General features: G+C 74.3%; 4 protein-coding genes and 1 pseudogene. All 5 read left to right on the top strand.

Annotated elements, in window-relative coordinates; genetic code table 11:
• Positions 1-77 precede the first annotated feature (77 nt).
• Positions 78-5,948, top strand: a complete 5,871-nt coding sequence (locus Q3Y56_RS11750) for a type I polyketide synthase (protein ID WP_304461898.1) — start codon at positions 78-80, stop codon at positions 5,946-5,948.
• Positions 5,949-6,007: 59 nt separating this feature from the next.
• Positions 6,008-9,190 carry a type I polyketide synthase gene (locus Q3Y56_RS11745; protein WP_304461897.1) on the top strand — a complete coding sequence of 1,061 codons (3,183 nt, stop codon included), beginning with the start codon at positions 6,008-6,010 and terminating at the stop codon, positions 9,188-9,190.
• The gene (locus tag Q3Y56_RS11740; RefSeq protein WP_304461896.1) at positions 9,109-11,076 is read left to right on the top strand and encodes a beta-ketoacyl reductase; all 1,968 of its coding nucleotides are present in this window, start codon (positions 9,109-9,111) and stop codon (positions 11,074-11,076) included. The genes Q3Y56_RS11745 and Q3Y56_RS11740 overlap by 82 nt, the downstream gene beginning before the upstream one ends.
• Before the next feature lie 207 nt (positions 11,077-11,283).
• Positions 11,284-26,346 (top strand): type I polyketide synthase, encoded by a 15,063-nt coding sequence (locus Q3Y56_RS11735; protein ID WP_304461895.1) that lies wholly within the window; start codon positions 11,284-11,286, stop codon positions 26,344-26,346.
• A pseudogene (locus Q3Y56_RS33450) lies at positions 26,262-26,729 on the top strand (SDR family NAD(P)-dependent oxidoreductase); the annotation flags it as partial. The gene Q3Y56_RS11735 and the pseudogene Q3Y56_RS33450, both read left to right, overlap by 85 nt.
• Positions 26,730-26,795 lie beyond the last annotated feature (66 nt).

Below are 26,795 nucleotides of genomic sequence, written 5' to 3'. Positions count from 1 at the left end.
GCGATGAGCTGCCGGTTCCCGGGCGGGGTCCGTACCCCGAGGAACTGTGGCGGCTGCTGGCGTCCGGGCAGGACGCGGTGACCGGCTTCCCCGCCGACCGAGGCTGGGACACCGAGGCGCTGTACGACCCGGAGTCCGAGGGCGAGAACACCACGTACGTCCGCGAGGGCGGCTTCCTGCACGACGCCGCCGACTTCGACGCCGCCTTCTTCGGGATCTCGCCGCGTGAGGCGCTCGCCATGGATCCGCAGCAGCGGCTGCTCCTGGAGACGTCGTGGGAGGCCATCGAGCGGGCGGGCATCGACCCGGCCACCCTGCGCGGTCGCCGCGTCGGCGTCTTCGCGGGCACCAACGGCCAGGACTACATGTCCCTGGTCCTCCACTCGCAGGACGGTGGCGACGGGTTCATGGGCGTCGGCAACGCGGCCAGCGTGATGTCGGGCCGCGTCTCGTACGCGCTGGGTCTCGAAGGCCCGGCCGTCACGGTCGACACCGCCTGCTCCTCCTCGCTGGTCACCCTGCACATGGCCGTCCAGGCGCTGCGCAACGGTGAGTGCTCGCTGGCCCTGGCCGGCGGTGTGACCGTCATGTCCACCCCGGGCTCGTTCGTCGACTTCAGCCGTCAGCGCGGGCTGGCGGCCGACGGCCGGGTCAAGGCGTTCGCGGCGGGTGCGGATGGCACGGGCTGGGGTGAGGGTGTGGGCATGCTGCTCGTCGAGCGGCTGTCCGATGCCCGGCGCAACGGCCACCCGGTGCTCGCTCTCGTGCGCGGCTCCGCGATCAACCAGGACGGTGCGAGCAACGGTCTGACCGCGCCCAACGGCCCGGCGCAGCAGCGCGTCATCCGGCAGGCGCTGGCGGGCGCCGGGCTGTCGGCCGCGGATGTGGACGCGGTGGAGGCGCACGGTACGGGTACGACGTTGGGTGACCCGATCGAGGCGCAGGCGCTGCTGGCGACCTACGGCCAGGACCGCTCGGCGGATCGGCCGCTACTGCTCGGTTCCATCAAGTCGAACATCGGGCACACGCAGGCCGCGGCTGGTGTCGCGGGTGTGATGAAGATGGTGTTGGCGTTGGAGCACGGTGTGCTGCCGCGGACGCTGCACGTGGATGAGCCGTCGCCGCATGTGGATTGGTCGGCGGGGGAGATCGCGCTGCTGACGGAGGCGCGGGAGTGGCCGGAGACCGGTCGTCCGCGCCGGGCCGCCGTGTCGGCCTTCGGCATCAGCGGCACCAACGCCCACACCGTGCTGGAGCAGGCCCCGGCCCCGGACCTCGGAGAGCCGCCGCTGGACCCGGTTCCGGCGGCGGAGCTGCCCGCCGTGCCGTGGGTGCTCTCGGGCAAGACCGAGGCCGCTCTGCGCGGCCAGGCCGAGCGGCTCCTGGCCCACGTCGGCACCGGCACCGGCACCGGCTCTGGCAATGACACCGGCGCCGGCAATGGCACCGGCGCCACTCTGAGTGCCATGGACGTGGCGTACTCGCTGGCGACGACCCGTACGCCCCTGGACCACCGGGCCGTCGTCGCGGCGGGTGACCGGGCGGGGCTCCTGCGCGGCCTGGAGGCGCTGGCGCGCGGCGAGTCGGAAGCGCCGGGCCTGGTCGCGGGCTCGGTGACGAACGGCAAGCTGGCGTTTCTGTTCACCGGGCAGGGCAGCCAACGGCCCGGCATGGGTCGTGAGCTGTACGAGGCGGATCCGGCGTTCGCCGACGCGCTGGACGAGGTCTGCCGCCACCTGGATGCCCACCTCGAACGGCCGCTGCGCGACGTGTTGTTCGGGGACGACGCCGGGCTGCTGGATCAGACGGTGTACACGCAGCCCGCGTTGTTCGCGGTCGAGGTGGCGCTGTTCCGTCTGGTGGAGGCCTGGGGTCTGACGCCGGACTTCGTGTCCGGGCACTCGATCGGTGAGTTGGCCGCCGCGCATGTCGCCGGGGTGCTGTCGCTGGAAGACGCCTGCACGTTGGTCGCGGCTCGCGGGCGTCTGATGCAGGAGCTGCCCGTCGGTGGCGCGATGATCGCGCTCCAGGCGTCGGAGGACGAGGTGCTGCCGCTGCTGACCGAGCGGGTGAGCATCGCCGCCCTCAACGGCCCGACGTCGGTCGTCATCGCCGGTGACGAAGACGTGGCGCTGGCGATTGCGGCGCGCTTCGAGGCCGATGGTCGTAAGACGAAGCGGCTCGCCGTCAGCCACGCGTTCCACTCGCCGCACATGGACCCGATGCTGGAGGCGTTCCGGGAGGTCGCGGAGGGTCTGTCGTACGAGGCCCCGCGCATCCCGATCGTCTCCCACCTCACCGGCGATCTGGTCTCCGCCGAAGAGGTCACGCATGCCGACTTCTGGGTGCGGCACGTTCGGGAGGCCGTCCGCTTCCTCGACGGCGTACGGACCCTCGAAGCCCACGGCGTCACCACCTACCTCGAACTCGGCCCCGACGGCGTCCTCACCGCCGCCGCCCAGGACTGCCTGAACGAGCCCGGCGCGGCGGAGTGCACGGCCGCGCTGCGCAAGGGCAGGCCGGAGGCCGAGACCCTGACCGCCGCCGTCGCCCGGCTGCACGTCCGCGGGCATGCCCCGGACTGGGCCGCGTTCTTCGCTCGGACCGGAGCGCGGCGCGTGGCCCTGCCGACGTACGCCTTCCAGCACCGGCGGTACTGGGTCGACGCCCAGCTGCACCTGGACGAGGTCGCGTCGATGGGTCTCGGCGCCGCCGGTCACCCGCTGCTCGGTGCGGCGGTGGACCTGCCGGACTCCGACGGGCTGCTCTTCACCGGCCGCCTCGCGCTCCAGTCGCACGGCTGGTTGGCGGACCACGCGGTGGCCGAGGTGGTGCCGCTGCCCGCGACCGCCTTCGTGGAGCTGGCGGTCCGCGCCGGTGACCAGGCCGGTTGCGGCGTGCTTGAGTCGCTGACGCTCGAAGAGCCGCTGGTCCTGCCGGAGCGCGGCGGGGTCCAGCTGCGGGTCTCGGTCGGAGAGCCGGAGGAGTCGGGCCGCCGTGCCCTGACCGTGCACTCCCGTCCCGAACGGACCGGATCTACTGGACCGGCCGAACGGACTGAACGGACCGGACCGGCCGAAAGGACCGGACCGACCGGACCAGCCGAACGGACGGGACCGACCGGACCAGCTGAACGGACCGCGCGGGACGCCGGAGACGGCGGCGGGACGCCGGACCAGCCGTGGACCCGGCACGCCGTCGGCGTCCTGGCCGCCGGTCCCGCCATCGCGCCCGCCGGGCTGCCCGACCTGTCGGTGTGGCCGCCCGCCGGTGCCGAGCCCGTCGCGGTCGAGGAACTCCACGACCGCATGGCGGGGGCCGGACTGCTGTACGGCCCCGCCTTCCAGGGCGTGCGGCGCGCCTGGTCCCTCGGTGACGAGATCTACGCCGAGGTGCGGCTGCCCGAGGAGCGGCAGCCGGACGCCGCGCGCTACGCGCTGCACCCGGCACTGCTGGACGCCGCGTTGCAGCCGCTGGCCCTGGCCGACGGAGCGGAGCCCGGCCGGGTGCCGCTGGCGTGGCACGGGGTGGTGCTGCACGCGGTCGGCGCCGACGCTGTGCGCGTACGGCTGGCACCGGCGACGGCGCCGGTACCGGCGGCGGGTGCGGACGGTGCGGACCATAGCCCGGCGGACGGTGCGGACGGTGGCCCGGCGGCCGGTGTGCACGGTGGTGCCGTGTCCGTGACCGTCGCCGACGAGACGGGCGCGCTCGTCGCGTCGGTCGACTCCCTCGTCACCCAGCCGCTCGACCTCGCACGGTTCTCCGCCCCGGACGCCCAGCGCCACGAGTCGCTGTACCGCGTCGAGTGGACGCGGCTGCCGGTGCCCGCGAACGGGCCGGACGCCGAGGACGGCTTCGCCGTCATCGGCGGCGGAGAACTCAAGCTGAGCGTCGCGCTGGAGGCGGCCGGGTACCGCGCCGAGGCGTACGACGACCTCGCGTCGCTGACCGAGGCAGAGGCCGGGGCCGACTCCGAGGTGACAGGCGCGGGCCGCGCGGCGCGGCGGACCGTACTGGTGCCGTTCCTTCCCGAGGACGGCGACACGGGCGGCGACCTCGCCGAGCGCGTGCACCGCGCCACGCACCGCCTCCTGGGCATCCTCCAGAACTGGCTCGACGGCGGCCGTGGCCACACGGGCGGCGCCCGGCTCGTCCTCGTCACCCGCGGCGCGGCCGCCGCGGCCGGGGACGCCGAGGTCGCCGACCTGGTGCACGCGCCGCTGTGGGGCCTGCTCCGCTCGGCGCAGGCCGAGAACCCCGGGCAGTTCCTGCTCCTCGACATCGACGGCGAGGCGTCCGTTCCGTACCTCCCGGCCGCCCTGGCGACCGGAGAACCCGAACTGGCCCTGCGAGACGGCGAGGTGTACGTCCCGCGCCTGGCGCGGGTCACGGTCCCGGACGGCACGGCCCTGGCTCCGCATGGCACGGCCCCGGCGACGGGCGGCAAGGCGCTGGCCGACACCGCCCTGGCCGGGTCCGCCCGGGCCCCGATCGACCCCGAGGGCACCGTCCTGATCACCGGAGCCGCCGGTGGCCTGGGCAGGCTGTTCGCCCGGCACCTGGTCACCGCGTACGGTGCCCGCCATCTGCTGCTCGTCAGCAGGCGTGGCCCCGCCGCCGACGGCATGGCCGAACTGACCGCCGAGCTGCGCGACCTGGGCGCCCAGGTCACCGCGGCCGCGTGTGACGCCGCCGACCGCGCGGCGCTCGCCGCGCTGCTGGACGGCGTACCGGCGACGCGTCCGCTGACGGCCGTGGTGCACACCGCGGGCGTCCTGGACGACGGAGTCATCGACCTGCTGACCCCGGAGCGGGTGGACCGCGTGCTGCGGCCGAAGGTCGACGCGGCGCTCGCCCTGCACGAGTTGACCCGCGACCTCGACCTGAGCGCCTTCGTGCTCTTCTCGGCGGCGGCGGGCACCCTGGGCAGTCCCGGACAGGGCGGCTACTCGGCGGCCAACGTCTTCCTCGACGCCCTCGCCCGGCACCGCCGCGCCCACGGGCTGCCCGCCACCTCCCTGGTCTGGGGCATGTGGGCCGAGGAACGGGGCATGGCGGGCCGGCTCGGCGAGGCCGACCTGGACCGGGTGGCCCGCGGCGGCGTGCTGCCGCTGTCCGCAGCGGAGGGCCTGGCCCTGTTCGACGCGGCGCTGTCCGGCCAGGCGATGCCCGATCCGGCGCTGTCCGGCGCGGCGCTGCCCGGTACCGGCGGCACCGCTGCCGGGACCGGCGAGGCCGTGTTCGTACCCGTACGGCTGAACCTGCCGACGCTGCGCTCCGCCGCCGCGGCCGGCGACCTGCTGCCGCTCTTCCGCGGCCTCGTACGGACCCCCGTCCGCCGGGCCGCCGAGCGCGGCCGGACCGTCGGCACCGGGACCGGAACCGAGGCCGGGACCGGCGCCGAGACGCTCGCCCAGCGGCTGGCACGGCTGCCGGAGGCCGAGCGGGAGCGGACCGTCCTGGACCTGGTGCGCCGGCAGGTGGCGGCCGTCCTCGGCTACGCGTCGAAGGACCAGGTGGGCGCCGAGCAGGCGTTCAAGGAGCTGGGCTTCGACTCCCTCACCGCCGTCGAACTGCGGAACCGGCTGGGCGCGTCCACCGGCCTGCGGCTCTCCGCCACCCTCGTCTACGACTACCCGACGCCCGCGGCGCTCGCGCGGCACCTGCGGCTGGAGGTGGCGCCGGAGACGGCGGACACCGGGAGCTCCGTACTGGAGGAGCTGGAGCGGCTGGAGAACACCCTGTCCGTGCTGGCGCCCGAACACCTCGCGGCGATGGCGGAGGACGACGCGGCCCACGCCCGGATCGCCGTACGCCTGCAGTCGCTGCTGACGAGGTGGAACGAGGCCAGGCACGGGTCGGACGGCGCGGACGGACCCGCGCTCGAAGAAGCCAGCGACGACGAACTCTTCGACTTCATCGACAAGAGGTTCGGCAAGGGCTAGCCCATCTCCGGCCGACGACCACCCCGACGAACCACGAACATTCCGATAGGAAAACGCCCATGGCGAACGAAGCAAAGCTCCGCGAATATCTGAAGAAGGTCACCACAGATCTCGACGAGGCTTACCGCCGCCTGGAGGAAATCGAGGACCAGGCGCGCGAGCCGATCGCCATCGTGGCGATGAGCTGCCGCTTCCCCGGCGGTATCCGCACCCCCGAGGAGCTGTGGCGGCTGCTCGCCGCCGGTGGCGACGCCCTGACGGAATTCCCGGCCGACCGGGGATGGGACCTGGGGAACCTGTTCGACGCGGACCCCGACACCCCGAACACCACCTACACCCGCCGGGGCGGATTCCTCAGCGACGCCACCGAGTTCGATCCGGCGTTCTTCGGGATCTCGCCGCGCGAGGCGATGGCGATGGACCCGCAGCAGCGGCTGCTGCTGGAGACGTCGTGGGAGGCGTTCGAGCGGGCGGGCATCGACCCGCACACGCTGCGCGGCAGCCGCACCGGCGTCTTCGCGGGCATCAACGCCTCCGACTACCTGTCGGTGGCGCTGGACGCCGAGGAGGACTTCGGCGGGCACCTGAGCACCGGCAACGCCGCCAGCGTGCTGTCCGGCCGCGTGTCGTACGCCTTCGGCCTCGAAGGCCCGGCGGTCACCGTCGACACCGCCTGCTCGGCGTCGCTGGTCGCCCTCCACCTGGCCGTCCAGGCGCTGCGGCTCGGCGAGTGCTCGCTGGCGCTTGCCGGCGGCGTCCACGTGATGTCGACACCCGGCCTGTTCATCGAGTTCAGCCGCCAGCGCGGGCTGTCCGAGGACGGCCGCTGCAAGGCGTTCTCGTCGGACGCCGACGGGTTCGGCCCCGCAGAGGGCATCGGCGTCCTGCTGCTGGAACGGCTGTCGGACGCGCGTCGACACGGCCACCAGGTCCTCGCCGTCGTCCGGGGCAGCGCCATCAACCAGGACGGCGCCAGCAACGGCCTGACCGCCCCGAACGGCCCCTCCCAGCAGCGCGTCATCCGCGGCGCTCTCGCCAACGCCCGGCTCTCCCCCGCGGACGTGGACGTCGTCGAGGCGCACGGCACCGGCACCGCGCTGGGCGACCCGATCGAGGCGCAGGCGCTGCTGGCCACGTACGGCCAGGACCGCCCGGCGGACCGGCCGCTGCTGCTCGGCTCGGTGAAGTCCAACATCGGCCACACCCAGGGCGCCGCGGGCATCGCGGGCGTGATGAAGATGGTGCTTGCCATGCGGCACGGCGTCCTTCCGCCGTCCCTGCACATCGCCGAACCGTCCCCGCACATCGACTGGGCCGCAGGCTCCGTCGCCCTCGTACGGGACACCACGGCCTGGCCGGAGGCGGGCCGCCCGCGCCGCGCGGGCGTGTCCTCCTTCGGGTTCAGCGGTACGAACGCGCACGCCATCATCGAGCAGGCACCGGCGGAGCACGCCCCGGCGGAGGAGCCTGCCGCTGACACCGACGAGTCGGAGCGGCAGCAGCCGGGCGCGCTGCCGTGGGTGCTCTCCGGCAAGAGCGAGGCGGCGCTGCGCGCCCAGGCCGCGAAGCTGCTGGACCGGCTGCGGGCGGCCGACGCCGGGGCACGCCCGGCCGACCCGGTGGACGTGGGCTACTCCCTCGCCGTCACCCGGTCCGCCCTGGAGCGCCGCGCGGTGGTCGTCGGCGAGGGCCGGGACGCGCTGCTGGGCGGCCTCCAGGCGCTCGCTGATGGCGCCATGGCGGCGGGTGTGGTGCAGGGCTCGGCCGCCGCCGGTCAGACGGTGTTCGTGTTCCCGGGGCAGGGGTCGCAGTGGGTGGGGATGGCGGTGGGGCTGCTGGATGCCTCGCCGGTGTTCGCCGCCCGGATCGATGAGTGCGCCGCCGCGCTCGCGGAGTTCTGCGACTGGTCGTTGGTGGATGTGCTGCGGGGCGTCGAGGGTGCGCCGTCGTTGGATCGGGTGGACGTGGTCCAGCCGGTGTTGTTCGCGGTGATGGTGTCGCTGGCTGAGTTGTGGCGTTCGGTGGGTGTGGCGCCGTCGGCCGTGGTGGGCCACTCGCAGGGTGAGATCGCCGCGGCGTGTGTGGCGGGGGTGCTGTCGCTTGAGGATGCGGCGCGGGTGGTGGCGTTGCGGAGTCAGGTGATTGGTCGGGTGCTGGCGGGCAGGGGCGGGATGGTGTCGGTCGCGCTGCCGGTGGCCGAGGTGCGGGAGCGGATCGCCGCCTGGGGCGAGGAGCGGATCTCGGTGGCGGCCGTCAACGGCCCGTCGTCGGTGGTCGTCTCCGGCGAGCCGCAGGCCCTCGATGAGCTGTTGGCCTCGTGCGAGGCGGATGAGGTGCGGGCCCGCCGCGTTCCCGTGGACTACGCCTCCCATTCCGCCCAGGTGGAGCTGCTCCGCGACGAACTGCTGGGCCTCCTCGCGCCCGTACGGCCGCGGGCGGCCGAGGTGCCGTTCCTGTCGACCGTTATGGGGGAGTGGGTGACGGGCCCGGAGCTGGACGCGGAGTACTGGTTCACCAACCTGCGGCGCACGGTCGAACTGGAATCGGCTGTCCGGCGGTTGCTGGACGAGGGCTTCGGGGTCTTCGTCGAGTCCAGTGCGCATCCGGTGCTGACGATGGGCGTGCAGGAGACGGCCGAGGACGCGGGGCGTGAGGTGGCGGCGTTCGGTTCGCTGCGCCGTGACGAGGGCGGTCTGGAGCGCTTCTGGCTGTCGCTCGGCGAGGCGTGGACGCGCGGCGTGGCCGTGGACTGGCGGGCCGTGTACGGCGACGACGCCGACCGCGTCGACCTGCCCACGTACGCCTTCCAGCACCAGCGCTTCTGGCCCGAGGCCGCTCCCGCGCGTGCTGCCGGGCCCAACGGTACGGACCCCGTCGACGCCCGCTTCTGGGCGGCCGTGGAGCGCGAGGACTGGCAGGCGCTGGCGGAGGAGCTGGCGGTCGACGCCGACCAGCCGTTCAGCGCCGTGCTGCCCGCGCTGTCCTCGTGGCGCAAGCAGGCCCGCGAGCAGTCCACCGTCGACGGCTGGCGCTACCGCCTGACGTGGCAGCCGCTGCCCGACGAGCCCACCGCCCAGCTGTCCGGCACCTGGCTGGTCGTGGTCCCCGGCGCCGCGGGGGCACCTCCCAGCGGCCGCGCTGGGGAGAGCAGGCGACTGCTGTGGCGGATGCGCTTGCCGAACGCGGCGCCACCGTACGGCAGATCGTCGTGGACACCGAGGCGCCGGACCGTACGGCGCTGACCGGCCGACTCCGTGCTGAGCTGGCGGAAACCGGCGCCGACGAGCCCGTCATCGGCGGCGTGCTGTCCCTGCTCGCGCTGGACGAGCGGCCGCACCCGGTGCACTCCTCCGTACCCTCCGGCGTCGCCGCCCAGCTCGCGCTGATTCAGGCGCTGGGCGACGCCGAGGTCGACGCGCCGCTGTGGTGCGTGACCCAGGGCGCCGTCTCCACCGGCCGGTCGGACCGGCTGGACTCGCCCGTCCAGGCGCTGGTGTGGGGGCTGGGCCGGGTGGCCGCGCTGGAGCACCTGGAGCGCTGGGGCGGACTGGTGGACCTGCCCGGGATGCTGGACGAGCGGGCCCTCGACCGGCTGGCCGGGGTCCTCGCCTCGGACGGTGGCGACGGCGGCGACGCCGACGGCGACCAGATCGCGATCCGCGACGCCGGTGTGTACGGTCCGCGGCTGGTGCGCGCCCCGCTGGCCGAGACCCCCGCCGTGCGGTCCTGGCAGCCGGACGGCACCGTACTGGTCACCGGCGGTACGGGCACGCTCGGCGCGCACGTCGCCCGCTGGCTCGCCCGCAACGGCGCGCAGCGTCTGCTGCTGACCAGCCGCCGCGGCCCGGACGCCCCCGGCGCGGCCGAACTCGCCGCCGAACTGTCCGGGCTGGGCGCGCAGGTCACCGTGGCCGCGTGCGACCTGGGTGACCGGGACGCGGTGGCCGGGCTGCTGGCCGGCATCCCCGCCGAGCATCCGCTGACGGCCGTGGTGCACGCCGCAGCGGTGGTCGAGGACGGGGTGATCGAGGGGCTGACACCGGAGCAGGTGGACCGGGTGCTGCGGGTGAAGGCCGACGCCACCCGCCACCTGCACGAGCTCACCCGGGACCTGGACCTGTCCGCGTTCGTGCTGTTCTCGCACTTCTCGGCGGTCTTCGGCGCGCCGGGACAGGGCAACCAGGCGCCCGGCAGCGCCTTCCTGCACGCCCTCGCCGAGCAGCGGCGCGCCGACGGGCTGCCCGCCACCACCCTCGCCTGGGGCCCGTGGGGCGACGGCAGCACCGTGAACGGGGCAGTGGGGGACCGTATGCGCCGCCACGGCATCAACGAGATGGCGCCCGAGTCGGCCCTCACCGCGCTCCAGCACGCGCTGGACCGGGACGAGACGGCGCTGACCGTCATCGACATGGACTGGCGGCGGTTCACCCTCGCCTACACGGCCGACCGGCCGCGCCCGCTGCTGGACGGGCTGCCCGAGGCCCGCCAGGTGGTCGCGGAGGCGCGGGCGGCCGCGGCCGAGGAGGCGGCGGGCGGCGTGGCGCTCGCCCAGCAGCTCGCGGGCCTGCCGGACACCGAGCGGGAACGGGTGCTGCTGGATCTGGTGCGCGGGGCGGTCGCGGCGGTGCTGGGGCACTCCGGCGCCGAGGCGATCGAGGCGGGCCGCGCCTTCAAGGAGCTGGGATTCGACTCGCTCACGGCGGTGGAGCTCCGCAACCGGCTGGGCGCCGCCAGCGGGCTGAGGCTGCCGCCCACGTTGATCTTCGACCATCCGACGCCGGCGGCGGTGGCCGCGTATCTGCGGGCCGAGGTCGTGCCCGACGCGGCGGCCACCGGCGCCCCGGTCCTCGAGGAACTCGACCGGTTGGAGGCCGCGCTGGCGGCGAGCGACCCGGACGGCGTCGCCCGGGCCCGGATCACCATGCGGCTCCAGTCCCTGCTGGCGAAGTGGAACGAGGCGGGCGACGCGGACGACGCCGAGTGCGCCTCGTACGCCTCGTACGCCGAGTATGCGGACGACGGACCGCTGCCGTCGCCGACCCCCGCCGGAGAAGACCCCGACCCGCTTCAGTCGGCCAGCGACGAAGAGCTTTTCGCGTTTATCAACAAGGGACTCGGAAGGGCTTGACAGGAATTCCATGACAGGATTTCCTGCACTTCCCTGACGGTGCATGGTATTTCGGCTGCCCCTTACCGCCCTGGAACTACCTCAGGGGTTGGTAGGGGGCAGTCAGGGGTTGTCGGGGCGGTTAGCCCGACCATAGCCTCTCGCCGAGAACTCGACTGATTCTGGTTATTTTTCGATGCCGGTCTGCCGTAAATGGGTTGCGTTTAAATGGCGAATGAAGAGACGCTGCGGGACTACCTCAAGCTGGTAACGGCGGATCTGCATCAGACGCGCCGCCGCCTGCGCGAGGCGGAGGCGAAGAACCACGACCCCATCGCCATCGTGGGAATCGGCTGCCGTTATCCCGGCGGGGTGCGTTCTCCCGAGGACCTGTGGCGGATCGTCAGCGAAGGCGTCGACGCCGTCGGCGACTTCCCCGTCGACCGCGGCTGGGACGTCGAGACGATGTACCACCCGGACCCGGACCACCCCGGCACCAGCTACGTGCACGAGGGCGGCTTCGTCGACGGCATCGCCGACTTCGACCCGTCCGTCTTCGGCATCAGCCCCCGCGAAGCCCTCGGCATGGACCCGCAGCAGCGCATGCTGCTGGAGACCTCCTGGGAGGCGTTCGAACGGGCCGGCATCGACCCGACCGCGGTGCGCGGCAAGCAGATCGGCGTCTTCGTCGGCACCAGCAACCACGACTACCTGACCGCCATCCTCAGCTCCACCGAGAACTTCGAGGGCTACTTCGGCACCGGCAACGCCGCCAGCGTCGCCTCCGGCCGGCTGTCGTACACCTTCGGCCTCGAAGGCCCCGCCGTCTCCGTCGACACCGCCTGCTCCTCCTCCCTGGTGGCGCTCCACCTGGCCGTCCAGGCGCTGCGCAACGGCGAGTGCGCACAGGCGCTGGCCGGCGGCGCGACCCTCATGTGCGCCCCCGGGGTCTTCGTCGACTACAGCAAGATGCGCGGACTGGCCCGCGACGGCCGCTCCAAGCCCTTCGCTCCCGAGGCCGACGGCTTCTGCCTGGGCGAGGGCGTCGGCATGCTGCTCGTCGAGCGGCTCTCGGACGCCCAGCGCCTGGGCCACCCGGTGCTCGCCGTCATCCGCGGCTCCGCCGTCAACCAGGACGGCGCCAGCAACGGCCTCACCTCCCCCAACGGCCCGTCCCAGCAGCGCGTCATCCTCCAGGCACTGGCCAACGCCCGGCTCACCCCGGACCAGGTCGACGCCATCGAGGCGCACGGCACCGGCACCGCGCTCGGCGACCCGATCGAGGCGCAGGCGCTGCTCGCCACCTACGGCCAGGACCGCCCGGCGGGCCGCCCGCTCCTCATCGGCTCGGTCAAGTCCAACATCGGCCACGCCCAGGCGGGCGCCGGTGTCGGCGGCGTCATCAAGATGGTCATGGCGCTCCAGCACGGCGTGCTGCCCAAGACCCTCCACCTCACCGAGCCCACCCCGCACGTCGACTGGACGGCGGGCGACGTCGAGCTCCTGACGCGGGCGCGGGCGTGGCCGGAGACCGGCGCGCCGCGCCGCGCCGCCGTCTCGTCGTTCGGCATGAGCGGCACCAACGCGCACACGATCATCGAGCAGGCCCCCACCCCCGGAACGGGTACGGACGACGCGGAGACGGACCCCGCCGACGCGGCCGAGGGCCACGCCGAGACGGTGGAGGGCCACGCCGAGCCGACCGCGGACTCCGCCGAGCCCGCCGTAGCGCGCACCGGGACGACCGTGGCCCGCACCGCGACGGCCGTGGCGCGCACCGCGACGGCGCTGCCGCTGACGCCCGTCGTCCTCTCCGGCAAGAACCTGGACGCGCTGCGCGCCCAGGCCGGGCAGCTCCGCGCGCACCTCGCCGCCCACCCGGACCTGGGCCTGACCGACGTCGGCTACGCGCAGGCCGTCACCCGCGCCGCGCTGGACCGGCGCGCCGCCGTGGCCGCGAGCGACCGCGACGAACTCCTGGCGGGCCTGGCCGCGCTGGCCGACGGGCAGCGGCACCCCGCCCTGACCGAGGGCCTGGCCGCCGAGGGCAAGGTCGCGTTCCTCTTCACCGGCCAGGGCAGCCAGCGGCTCGGCATGGGCCGCGAACTGTACGAGACGTACCCGGCGTTCACCCAGGCGCTGGACGACGTCTGCGCCCAGCTCGACCGCTTCCTGGACAAGCCTCTCAAGGAGGTGCTGTTCGGCGACGACGCGGCGCTGCTGGACCAGACGGGATACACCCAGCCCGCGCTGTTCGCCGTCGAGGTGGCGCTGTTCCGGCTGGTGGAGTCCTGGGGCCTGAAGCCCGACTTCCTGTCCGGGCACTCGATCGGCGAACTGGCGGCCGCGCACGTCGCCGGGGTGCTGTCGCTCACCCACGCCTGCGCCCTGGTCGCGGCCCGCAGCCAGCTGATGCAGCAACTCCCCGCCGGCGGCGCGATGATCGCCGTGCAGGCGTCGGAGGCGGAGGTGCTGCCGCTGCTGACCGACCGGGTCGGGATCGCCGCGGTCAACGGCCCGGTGTCGGTCGTCATCGCGGGCGACGAGCACGCGGCGCTGGAGATCGCGGCGCGCTTCGAGGCCGACGGCCGCAAGACGAAGCGGCTGACGGTGAGCCACGCGTTCCACTCCCCGCACATGGACGGCATGCTCGACGCCTTCCGCCAGGTCGCGCAGAAGCTGACGTACCAGCCGCCGACGATCCCGATCGTCTCCAACCTCACCGGCACGCTGGTCTCCGCCGACGAGATCACCAGCCCCGACTTCTGGGTGCGGCACGTCCGCCAGGCCGTGCGCTTCCTCGACGGCGTCCGCTGGCTCGACGACCACGGCGTGACGACGTACGTCGAACTGGGCCCCGGCGGAGTGCTGTCCGCCATGGCCCAGGACTGCCTCACCAGCGCCAAGGCGCGGACCCACGCGTTCGTACCGGCCCTGCGCGCCGACCGCCCCGAGGCCCGCACCCTGACCCAGGCACTCGCCCAGGCCCACGTACGCGGCGCCGCCGTCGACTGGCACACGTACTACTCGGGCACCGGGGCCCGCCGCGTCGCCCTGCCCACCTATGCCTTCCAGCGGCAGCGCTACTGGCCGTCGAACCCCTTCTCCTACGGGGACGACGCGGCCACCGCGCCCGTCACCGCGCTCGACACGGCCGACGCCCGCTTCTGGGAGGTCGTCCACAGCGAGGACCTCGCGGCCCTGGTCGACACCCTCGGCCTCGACGGCGACCAGCCGCTCAGCGCCGTCCTGCCCGCCCTGTCCGCCTGGCGCAGGCAGAGCCACGACCGGAGCACCGTCGACGGCTGGCGCTACCGCGTCACCTGGAAGCCGCTCACGGAGACCGGGCGGGGGCGGCTGACGGGGACGTGGCTGGTGGTCGCCCCGGACGGGGGCGACAGCCTCTGGGCGGCGGCTGCCGTCCGCCTGCTCACCGAACGGGGCGTCCAGGTCCGGCAGATCGAGGTGGACACCGCGGGCGCGGACCGGGCCGCGATAGCCGAACAGGTGCGTGCCGCGCTGTCCACCGCACCGAACCAGGCTCCGGCCGACGGGGTGCCGACCGATGGCGCGTCGGCCGACGGCGACATCGTGTCCGTCGACGGCGTCCTGTCCCTCCTCGGGCTGGACGAGCGCCCCCACCCCGGCCACCCCGCGCTGCCCGCCGGGCTCGCGGCCACCCTCGCCCTCCTCCAGGCGCTCGGCGACGCGGGCGTGGACGCGCGGCTGTGGGCCGCCACCCGCGGTGCCGTCTCCACCGGCCGCTCCGACCGGCTCACCAGCCCCGTCCAGGCTCAGCTGTGGGGCCTCGGCCGGACCGCCGCCCACGAACACCCCGACCGCTGGGGCGGCCTGATCGACCTCCCCGCGGCCACGGACGACCGCGCCCTGGGGCGGCTCGCCGACGTCCTCGCCGACCCCGGCGACGAGGACCACCTCGCCATCCGCCCGAACGGCGTCTTCGTACGGCGCCTCAGCCGCGCCCCGCACGCCGACAGCGCCGCCGGACCCGCCGCCGACACGTCATGGAGGACGCGCGGCACCGCGCTCGTCACCGGCGGCACCGGTGCCCTCGGCGCCCACGTGGCCCGCTGGCTCGCCCGCAACGGCGCCGAGCACCTGCTGCTGACCAGCCGCCGGGGCCAAGACGCGCCGGGCGCGGCCGAGCTGCGCGACGAACTCACCGCGCTGGGCGCCCAGGTGACCATCGCCGCCTGCGACACCGCCGACCGCGCCGCGCTCGCCGACCTGCTGGCCGCCGTCCCGGCAGACCCACCCCTGACCACCGTCGTCCACGCGGCCGGGGTGCTGGACGACGGCGTCCTGGATGCCCAGACCCCGCGGCGGTTCGCCGCCGTACTGCGCGCCAAAGCCGAAACGGCACGGCACCTGCACGAGCTGACGCGCGACCTCGACCTGACCGCCTTCGTGCTCTTCTCCTCCATGGCGGGCACGTTCGGTGCCGCGGGCCAGGCCAACTACACGGCCGCCAACGCCTATCTGGACGCGCTCGCGGAAGCCCGCCGGGCGGACGGCCTGCCCGCCACGTCCATCGCCTGGGGCGCCTGGGCCGAAGGCGGCATGGCCGCCGACGGACTCGTCGCCGAACGGCTCCGGCACTCCGGGCTGCCCGCGCTCGCCCCCGACCTGGCCCTCGCCGCCCTGCATACGGCACTGAGCCGCGACGAGAGGTTCTCGCTCGTCGTCGACATCGACTGGGACCGGTTCGCCCCTGGCCTCACCGCCATCCGCCCCAATCTGCTCGTCGCCGACCTGCCCGAGGCCGTACGCGCCGTGGAGCAGGCGGCGGCGACCAACGGAACCACCGGTACCGGCTCCGGCACCGGCTCCGACGACGGTTCGCTGGCGCGCCGGCTCACCGCTGCCGCGACCGCGGAGGAGCGCGAGCAGCTCGCCGTGGACTTCGTCCGCACCCAGGTCGCCGTCGTCCTCGGCTACCCCGGGCCCGCCTCCGTCGAGCCCGCCCGCGCCTTCCGGGACCTTGGCTTCGACTCCCTCACCGCGGTGGAGATCCGCAACCTGCTGGGCTCGCTCACCGGCCTCAAACTCCCCGCCACCCTCGTCTTCGACTACCCGACCCCGCTCGCCCTCGCCGGCCACCTCCTCACCGAACTGCTCGGCGAACAGGCCGCCGTCACCGGTCCCGCCGTCACGGCGGTGGTGGCCGAGGACCCCATCGCGATCGTGGCGATGAGCTGCCGGTTCCCGGGCGGCGTCCGTACCCCCGAGGAGCTGTGGCGGCTGCTGGCGTCCGGGCAGGACGCGGTGACCGGCTTCCCCGCCGACCGCGGCTGGGACATCGAGAACCTGTACGACCCGGAGTCGGCCGCCGAGAACACGACGTACGTCCGCGAGGGCGGCTTCGTCGCCGACGCGGCCGACTTCGACCCGGCGTTCTTCGGCATCTCGCCGCGCGAGGCCCTCGCGATGGACCCGCAGCAGCGGCTGCTGCTGGAGACGTCGTGGGAGGCCATCGAGCGGGCGGGCATCGACCCGGTGACGCTGCGCGGTCGGCAGGTCGGCGTCTTCGCGGGCACCAACGGCCAGGACTACCTGCCGGTCATCCTGGCCGCCCCGGACGGCGCGGAAGGCTTCCTCGGCACCGGCAACGCCGCCAGCGTGCTGTCCGGCCGGGTCGCGTACGCACTCGGACTGGAGGGCCCGGCGGTCACCGTCGACACGGCGTGCTCGTCGTCGCTGGTCGCTCTGCATTGGGCGATCCAGGCGCTGCGGCAGGGCGAGTGCTCGCTGGCGCTGGCCGGTGGCGTCACGGTCATGTCCACCCCGTCGTCGTTCATCGACTTCAGCCGTCAGCGCGGGTTGGCGGCCGATGGTCGGGTCAAGGCGTTCGCGGCGGGTGCGGATGGTACGGGCTGGGGTGAGGGCGTGGGCATGCTGCTGGTGGAGCGGCTGTCGGACGCGCGCAGGAACGGGCATCCGGTGCTGGCGGTCGTGCGCGGTAGCGCCGTCAACCAGGACGGTGCCAGTAATGGGTTGACGGCGCCGAATGGTCCGTCGCAGCAGCGGGTGATTCGGCAGGCGCTGGCGAGTGCCGGGTTGTCGGCGAGCGATGTGGATGCGGTGGAGGCGCACGGTACGGGGACGAAGCTGGGCGATCCGATCGAGGCGCAGGCGCTGCTGGCCACGTACGGCCAGGAGCGGCCGGAGGGCTCGCCGCTGCTGCTCGGCTCCATCAAGTCCAACTTCGGGCACACGCAGGCCGCGGCGGGTGTCGCGGGTGTGATGAAGATGGTGCTGGCGATCCAGCACGGGCTGCTGCCCCAGACGCTGCATGTAGACGAGCCGACGCCGCATGTGGACTGGTCCGCGGGGGAGATCGCGCTGCTGACGGAGGCGCGGGAGTGGCCGGAGACCGGCTGCCGCCCGCGTCGGGCCGCCGTCTCGTCGTTCGGCATCAGCGGCACCAACGCGCACACCATCATCGAGCAGGCGCCCGAGGACGATTCCGTCGTCGGAACGTCGGTCACGGCACCCCGGACCGGCACGCTCCCCTGGGTCCTGTCCGGCAAGACGGACCAGGCCCTGCGCGATCAGGCACGCCAGCTGCACACGTACCTCACCGACCACCCCGAACTCGCCCCCGTCGACGCGGCGTTCTCCCTCGCCACCCGCCGTACGGCTTTCGAGGAGCGCGCGGCGGTGGTGTCCGCTGGGGACCGGGAGGGTCTGCTGGCGGGGTTGGCGGCGCTGGCGGAGGGGCGTGGCTCGGCTGGTCTGGTCACGGACACGGCTGTGGCGGGCAAGGTGGCGTTCCTGTTCACGGGGCAGGGCAGCCAGCGGCTCGGCATGGGCCGCGAGCTGTACGAGACGTATCCGGTGTTCGCGGACGCGCTGGACGCGGTGTGCGCGCATCTGGACGGGCACCTGGAACGGCCGCTGCGGGACGTGCTGTTCGGGGACGACGCGGGGTTGTTGGATCAGACGGGGTACACGCAGCCTGCGCTGTTCGCGGTCGAGGTGGCGCTGTTCCGTCTGGTGGAGGCGTGGGGGCTGAGGGCGGACTTCCTGTCCGGGCACTCGATCGGTGAGCTGGCGGCCGCGCATGTGGCCGGGGTGCTGTCTCTTGAAGATGCCTGTGTGCTGGTTGCCGCCCGTGGGCGTCTGATGCAGGAACTCCCGGCCGGTGGGGCGATGGTCGCGGTCCAGGCGTCGGAGGACGAGGTGCTGCCGCTGCTCTCCGGCCGGGTGAGCATCGCCGCGATCAACGGTCCGGCGTCGGTCGTCATCGCGGGTGACGAAGAGGTGGCGCTGGCGATCGCGGCGCGGTTCGAGGCCGACGGCCGTAAGACGAAGCGGCTCGGCGTCAGCCACGCGTTCCACTCGCCGCGTATGGATGGGATGGTGGAGGCGTTCCGGGAGGTCGCGGAGGGCCTGTCGTACGAGGCCCCGCGCATCCCGATCGTTTCGGGTCTGACCGGTGGCGTGGTGGCCGCCGAGGAGATCGCGACCGCCGACTTCTGGGTGCGGCACGTCCGTGAGGCCGTCCGCTTCCTCGACGGCATCCGGGCTCTGGAAGCGCAGGGTGTCACGACGTACGTCGAACTCGGCCCGGATGGAGTTCTGTCCGCGATGGGGCAGGAGTGCGTGTCCGGCGATGCTGCTGTCTTCGTGCCCGTGCTGCGGAAGGGCAGGCCGGAGGCCGAGGCGCTGACCGCTGCCGTCGCTCGTGTGCATGTACGCGGTGTGGCGGTGGACTGGGACGCGTATTTCGCGGGGACGGGTGCCCGGCAGGTCGAGCTGCCGACATACGCCTTCCAACACGACCGCTACTGGCCCAAGGTGTCCTCGCTCTTCCTCGGCGACGTCACCGCCGTGGGCTTGGGCGAGACCGAGCATCCGCTGCTCGGCGCCAGTGCCGAACTGCCCGACGCGGACATCGTGCTGTTCACCGGCCGCCTCGCGCTGTCGACGCACCCGTGGCTCGCCGATCACACCATCTTGGGCAGTGTTCTGCTGCCGGGGACGGCGTTTGTGGAGTTGGCGGTTCGGGCGGGGGACCAGGTCGGTTGTGATCTGCTGGAGGAGTTGACGCTGGAGGCTCCGCTGGTGCTGCCGGAGCGGGGCGGTGTCCAGTTGCGGTTGGCGGTCGGTGCGGCCGATGGGTCGGGTCGGCGGCTGTTGACGTTGCACTCCCGGTTGGAGGGCTTGCCCGTCGAGGAGCCGTGGATCCGCCACGCCAGTGGTGTCCTGGTCGCTGACGCGCGACCGCGGGCGTCGTTCGACCTCAGCGCGTGGCCTCCCGCCGGCGCGACCGAGGTGGAACTCGGCGACCGCTACGCGGGCCTTCTGGACATCGGCTTCGCCTACGGGCCCGCGTTCCAGGGCCTGCGCGCGGCGTGGCGGCGGGACGGCGAGATCTTCGCCGAGGTACGGCTGCCCAAGGACGCCGAGGAGGACGCGGCCCGGTTCGGGCTGCACCCCGCGCTGCTGGACGCCGCACTGCACGCCATCGGGCTCGGAGGCCTCGGCACCACCGACGACGCGGGCCGGTTGCCGTTCGCCTGGACCGGGGTGTCGCTGCACGCGAGCGGCGCGTCGGCACTGCGGGTCCGCCTGACGTCGGCGGGCGCGGACGCGGTCCGGCTGGAGATCGCGGACGGTACGGGCGCGCCGGTCGCGGCCGTGGAGTCGCTGGGGCTGCGCCCGGTCTCGGCCGAGCAACTGCGGACCGCCCGTACGACGCACCACGAGTCGCTGTTCCACATGGAGTGGCCGGAGCTTCCCGCTGGTACGTCCGAGCACAGCGGCGGGCGGGACGGCGGCCGCTGGGCCGTCCTGGGGGCCGACGCCATCGGTCTCGCGGGGGCGGGTTCCGACGCGGCGGTGTACGCGGACCTGGCGGAGCTGGCCGAGGCGGTCGCCTCCGGTGCCCCGGCGCCCGAGGTCGTCTTCGCGTCCCCTGTGGTGGAGAGCGGCGAAGGCGTGGCCGATGCCGCGCACCGGGTCGCCGCCGACGCGCTCGCGCTGGTGCAGGGCTGGCTGTCCGATGAGCGGGTCTCCGACGCGACGCTGGCCGTGCTCACCTCGGGGGCTGTGGCCACCGAGGCCGGCGAGCCGGTGGCGGACCTCGCGGCCGCGGCCGTGTGGGGTCTGCTGCGCTCGGCGCAGTCGGAGAACCCGGGCCGGTTCGTCCTGATCGATGTCGACGGCCACGAGGACTCGCTGCGCGCGCTGCCCGCCGCCGTGGCCTCCGGAGAGCCGCAACTCGCGGTGCGCGCGGGTGCGCTGCGTACGCCACGGCTGGCACGGGTGCCCGTCGGCGAGTCGGAGACCGATTCCGCGAGCGAGCGCGTCTGGCGGCCGGAGGTCGACGGCACGGTGCTCGTCACCGGGGCATCGGGCTCCCTCGGCGGGCTGGTGGCTCGCCACTTGGTGGCCGAGTACGGCGTACGGCGTCTGCTGCTGGTCAGCCGACGCGGGGAGCGGGCTCCGGGTGCGTCCGAACTGGCCGCTGAACTCGCCGAGTCGGGTGCCGACGTGCGCTGGGCTGCCTGTGATGTGGCCGATCGCGGCGCGCTCGCGGAGACGCTGGCGGCGGTCCCCGCCGACCACCCGCTGACCGCCGTGTTCCACACGGCCGGTGTGTTGGACGACGGTGTCATCGGTTCGCTGACGCCCGAGCGGCTCGCCCATGTGATGCGTCCGAAGGTGGACGCGGCGTGGAACCTGCACGAGCTGACACAGGAGCTGGACCTCTCCGCCTTCGTCCTGTTCTCCTCCTCCTCGGGTGTCTTCGGTGGCCCGGGGCAGGGCAACTACGCCGCCGCCAACGTCTTCCTGGACGCGCTGGCCGCCCACCGCGCGGCCCGTGGCCTGCCCGCGACCGCGCTGGCGTGGGGGCTGTGGGCCGGTGGCGGTATGGGCGACAGCCTCGACGAGGCCGACATCGCCCGTATGCGGCGGGCCGGTGTGCCCCCGCTGCCCGTGGCGGAGGGGCTCGCCCTGCTCGACACCGCCCTCCGCGTGGGCCGGCCGTCGCTGGTGCCGATGCGGGTGGACGTCGCGGCGCTGCGGGCGCTGGCGTCCGCTGGTGCGGTCTCGCCGTTGCTGCGGGGTCTGGTGCGGGTTCCGGTGCGGCGCGCCGTCGAGGCGGCGGTGGCCGGCGAGTCGGGTCTGGTGCAGCGGCTTCAGGGGCTGTCGGTGGCCGAGCAGGAGCGGACGCTGTTGGAGTTGGTCCGTACGCAGGTGGCGACGGTGCTCGGTTACGCGGGTCCGGAGACCATCGGTTCCGGGCGGGCGTTCAAGGAGCTGGGCTTCGACTCCCTCACGGCTGTCGAACTCCGTAACCACCTCAACGCGGTGACCGGGCTGCGGCTGCCTGCCACGCTCGTCTTCGACTACCCGGACCCGGCCGTCCTCGCCCGCCACCTGCGCACCGAACTGCTCGGCACCGCGGCCGCGGACGCCGCGCCCGTACCAGTGGCCTCCGCGGTCAAGGACAACGAGCCGATCGCCATCGTCGCGATGAGCTGCCGCTACCCCGGCGGCGTCCGTACCCCCGAGGACCTGTGGCGGATGCTCGCCGCGGGCCAGGACGGCATCTCCCCGTTCCCGGACAACCGCGGCTGGGACCTGGACGCCCTGTACGACCCGGACCCCGAGACCCAGGGCACCTCCTACGCCCGCGAGGGCGGCTTCGTGCACGACGCCGCCGACTTCGACCCGGCGTTCTTCGGGATCTCGCCTCGCGAGGCTCTCGCCATGGATCCGCAGCAGCGCCTGCTGCTGGAGACGTCCTGGGAGGCGTTCGAACGGGCGGGCATCGACCCGCTGTCCGTGCGCGGCACGCAGACCGGCGTCTTCGCGGGCGTCATGTACCACGACTACGGGTCGCGGCTCCGCGCCGTGCCGGAGGAGGTCGAGGGCTACCTCGGCACCGGCAGCTCCAGCAGCGTCGTCTCCGGCCGCGTCGCCTACACCTTCGGGCTGGAGGGCCCGGCCGTCACCGTCGACACGGCCTGCTCCTCGTCCCTCGTCGCCCTGCACCTCGCCGCGCAGGCGCTGCGGAACGGCGAGTGCGCGCTGGCGCTGGCCGGCGGCGTCACGGTGATGTTCACCCCGGGTACGTTCATCGAGTTCAGCCGCCAGCGCGGGCTGGCCCGCGACGGGCGCTGCAAGTCGTTCGCCGCCGCCGCCGACGGCACCGGCTGGGGCGAGGGCGCGGGCATGCTGCTGCTGGAACGGCTGTCCGACGCCCGCAGGAACGGGCACCAGGTGCTGGCCCTCGTGCGCGGCTCCGCCGTCAACCAGGACGGCGCCAGCAACGGGCTCACGGCCCCCAACGGCCCGTCCCAGCAGCGCGTCATCCGGCAGGCGCTCGCCAACGCCCGGCTGAGCGGCGACCAGGTGGACGCGGTCGAGGCGCACGGCACCGGCACCGTCCTGGGCGACCCCATCGAGGCGCAGGCGCTGCTGGCCACGTACGGCCAGGAGCGTCCGGCGGGGCAGCCTCTGTGGCTCGGCTCGGTCAAGTCCAACCTCGGCCACACGCAGGCCGCCTCCGGCGTCGCGGGCGTCATCAAGATGGTGCTGGCGATGCGGCACGGCGTGCTGCCCAGGACCCTGCACGTCGACGCGCCCTCCCCGCACGTGGAGTGGTCCGCGGGCGCGGTGTCGCTGCTGACCGAGGAACGGGCATGGCCGCGGACCGACCGCGCGCGGCGCGCGGGTGTCTCCTCGTTCGGCATCAGCGGCACCAACGCCCACGCCATCATCGAGGAGCCGCCCGCCGCCGCCGACGACTCCGCCGCCATCAGCCCCGCCGCCACCGGCCCCGCCGAACTGCCCGCGATCCCGGCCGTACCGGTCCTGCTCTCCGCGCGCGGCGAGGACGGGCTGCGCGCCCAGGCCCAGCGTTTGCGCTCCCGTATCGCCGCCGACCCGGCCCTGGACCTGACCGACCTCGGGTACGCGCTCGCCACCACCCGTGCCGCGCTGGAGCAGCGCGCCGCCGTGGTCGCCGGTGACCGCGAGGAACTGCTACGCGCTCTGGACGCGCTGGCCCGCGGGGAGAGCCCCGCGCACACGCTGCGCGGCACCGCCGCCGAAGGCAAGACGGCTTTCCTGTTCACCGGGCAGGGCAGCCAGCGGCTGGATGCGGGACGCGAACTGTACGAGACGTTCCCGGTGTTCACCGAGGCCCTGGACGCGGTGTGCGCGGCCATGGACCCGCACCTCGAACGGCCGCTGCGCGATGTGCTGTTCGGTGACGACGCGGCGCTGCTGGATCAGACGGCGTACACCCAGCCCGCGCTGTTCGCGACTGAGGTGGCGCTGTTCCGCCTTCTGACGGCGTGGGGTCTGACCCCGGACTACGTCGCCGGGCACTCGATCGGTGAGCTGGCCGCCGCGCATGTGGCGGGCGTGCTGTCGTTGGCGGATGCCTGCGCGCTGGTGGCGGCGCGCGGCCGTCTGATGCAGCAGTTGCCCGCCGGTGGCGCGATGATCGCCGTCCAGGCGTCGGAGAACGAGGTCCGTCCGCTGCTCGGTAAGAGGGTGGACATCGCCGCGCTCAACGGCCCGTCGTCCGTCGTCATCGCCGGTGACGAGGACGCGGCGTTGGAGGTCGCCGAGCACTTCGCGTCCGAGGGCCGGAAGACCAAGCGGCTCACCGTCGGCCACGCCTTCCACTCCCCGCACATGGACCCCATGCTCGCGGACTTCCGGAAGCTCGCCGAGACGCTGACGTACCAGGCCCCGCGGATCCCGATCGTGTCCCACCTGACCGGAACCGTCGTCTCCGCCGACGAGATCGGGATGCCCGAGTTCTGGGTCCGGCACGTCCGGGAGGCGGTCCGCTTCCTCGACGGCGTCCGCACCCTGCGCGAGGCCGGTGTGACCACGTTCGTCGAACTCGGCCCGGACGGCGTGCTGTCCGCGATGGGTGAGGACTGCGTGACCGCCGATTCCGGCGAAGGCGTTGACGCGGCGGGGACCGACGCGGTGTTCGTCCCCGTCCTGCGCGGCGGCCGCCCCGAGACCCGGACGCTGGCCACGGCCCTGGCCCAGGCGCACGTCCGCGGCGTGGCCGTGGACTGGACCGCCTACTACGCCGGGCGCGGCGCGCGCCGGGTGGAACTGCCCACGTACCCGTTCCAGCGCCGCCGCTACTGGCTCGACGTCGGCGTGTCCGCCGAGGACGTCGCCGCCACGGGCCTGGAGCTCACCGGCCACCCGCTGCTCGGCGCGGCCGTCGAACTCCCCGACACCGGCGGCTACGTCTTCACCGGCCGGCTGTCCCTCCAGAGCCACCCCTGGCTCGCCGACCACGCCGTCATGGACACCGTCCTGCTGCCCGGCACGGCCTTCGTCGATCTGGCGCTGCGCGCGGCCACCGAGGTCGGCTGCGACACCGTGGAGGAACTGACCCTCCAGGCCCCGCTGGTGCTGCCCGCGACCGGCGCGGTCCAACTGCGCCTGGGGCTCGCCGCCGCCGATGACACCGGACGACGCGCCCTGACCCTGCACTCGCGCCCGGAGGACGCGGCCGCCCACGGCGTGGGGGCGCCTCCTGGGGGTACCTCCTGGGGGCACCTCCCAGCGGCCGCGCCGGGGGAGGAGTCTGGGGGAGGCCGCGCTGGGGGAGAGCCGTGGACCCGGCACGCCACGGGATTCCTGACGCGCGGGGGGCAACCGGCCGGGACCGCACCGGAGCCTTCGTTGCCACCGTCGGAGCCGTCGGAGCCGTCGGAGCCGTCGGAGCCGTCGAAGCCGTCGAAGTCGGCCGACCTGACCGAATGGCCCCCGGCCGGCGCCGAACCCGTGGACGTCGCCGCCTTCTACGAGCACGCGGCCGCCGCCGGACTCGGCTACGGCCCCGTCTTCCAGGGGCTGACGGCCGCCTGGCGGCACGGCGACGAGCTGTACGCGGACGTCCGGCTGCCCGAGGGCTACGAGACCGCGGCCGCCGCGTTCGGCGTACACCCGGCCCTCCTGGACGCCGCGCTGCACACGATCGGCCTTGGTGTGGATACGGAGGCCGCTGACGCGGGGGTCGCTGACGCGGCCAACGGGACGGACGCGGGCACCGGCGCCGATGCGGACTCCGGCGCCGATGCGGACTCCGGGGGCACGACCACGGGCGTCCGCACGTCTGCCGGCGCAGGCCGTACCCACGCGGGCACGGACGTGGCCGCCGACGAGGGTCGTACGGGCCGTACCCGCGTGGGCACGGACGTGGCCGACGCGGGCCGTACCGCCGCACGGCTGCCGTTCGCCTGGACCGGTGTCCGGCTGTACGCACAGGGCGCCGCCGCGTTGCGCGTGCGGGTCCGGCCCGCCGGAAACGGCGGCGTCACGCTGGACCTGGCCGACGGCACGGGCGCCGCGGTCGCCACCGTCGGCGGTCTCGTGCTGCGCCCGCTCGACGCCGAGCAACTCGACGCCTCCCGCGGAACGCGCCAGGAGTCGCTGTTCCGCCCCGAGTGGAGCGCGCTGCCGGTGCCGTCCGCCGACGGATCCCGCCCCCAGACCTGTCCCCCAGCGCGGCCGCTGGGAGGTGCCCCCAGGAGGTACCCCCAGGGCGAGCACTGGGTGGCCCTCGGCGGCGACGGGACGTTCACCGTCGCGGGCGAGCCCCTCGACACCTACCCGGACCTGGCCGCGCTCGCCGCCGCCGCGGACGCGGACGGCACCGCGCCGGAGCTGGTGTACGTGCCCCTCACCGCCCCGGCCGGTACGGAACGGTCGGCCGACGCCGCCAGGGCGGCCGCCCGGCAAGCCCTCGACCTGGTGCAACGCTGGCTGGCCGATACCCGCTTCGCCGACACGCCGCTGGTCTTCGCCACCCGGGGCGCGGTCGCGGCCCGGCCCGGAGAGGACGTCACCGACCTGGTCCACACCACCGTGTGGGGCCTGGTCCGGTCGGCGCAGTCGGAGAACCCCGGACGGTTCGTCCTGATCGACACCGACGGGAGCGACGCCTCCGACCGCGCCCTGCCCGCCGCGCTGGCCACCGAAGAACCGCAACTCGCCCTGCGCGCTGGGGCCGTCCACGCCCTCCGCCTGGCACGGGTCGCCACCCCGGTCGGGGCCGACTCCGCCGGAGCCGTCCCCACCGTGCCCACCGGAGCCGCCCCCACCGGAGCTGCCCCAACGGGTCCGCCCCCAACGGGTCCACCACCGCCGCACCCGGCCGCCGCCTCGGCGCCGACCGCGGCACCGTCCTGGTCACCGGCGCGAGCGGCACCCTCGGCAGCCTGTTCGCCCGCCACCTGGTCACCGAACACGGCGCCCGGCACCTGCTGCTGACCGGTCGGCGCGGCGACCAGGCCCCCGGAGCCGCCGAACTCGGCGCCGAGCTCCGCGCCTTGGGCGCCGAGGTCACCTGGGCGGCCTGCGACGCCGCCGACCGCGACGCCCTGGCCGCCACCCTGGCCGCCATCCCCGCCGCGCACCCGCTCACCGCCGTCGTGCACATCGCGGGCGTACTGGACGACGGCGTCATCGGCTCCCTCACCCCGGAGCGCGTGGACGCGGTGCTGCGCCCCAAGGTCGACGCCGCCTGGCACCTCCACGAGCTGACCCGCGAGCTCGACCTGTCCGCGTTCGTGCTCTTCTCCTCCGCCGCCGGGGTCTTCGGCAGCGCCGGACAGGGCAACTACGCCGCCGCCAACACCTTCCTCGACGCCCTCGCCCAGCACCGCGCCGCGCACGGCCTCCCGGCCACCTCCCTGGCCTGGGGCCTGTGGGCGGCGGAC

The sequence above is a fragment of the Streptomyces sp. XD-27 genome, assembly GCF_030553055.1.
Classification (GTDB): Bacteria; Actinomycetota; Actinomycetes; order Streptomycetales; family Streptomycetaceae; genus Streptomyces.
The sequence above is the reverse complement of the archived record's forward strand: the minus strand, read 5'-3'. Positions and strand labels throughout refer to the sequence as shown.

Excerpts from the sequence above, each read along its gene's own strand:
- Q3Y56_RS11745 (WP_304461897.1), top strand. The coding sequence starts at position 6,008 with ATGGCGAACGAAGCAAAGCTCCGCGAATATCTGAAGAAGGTCACCACA.
- Q3Y56_RS11735 (WP_304461895.1), top strand. The coding sequence starts at position 11,284 with ATGGCGAATGAAGAGACGCTGCGGGACTACCTCAAGCTGGTAACGGCG.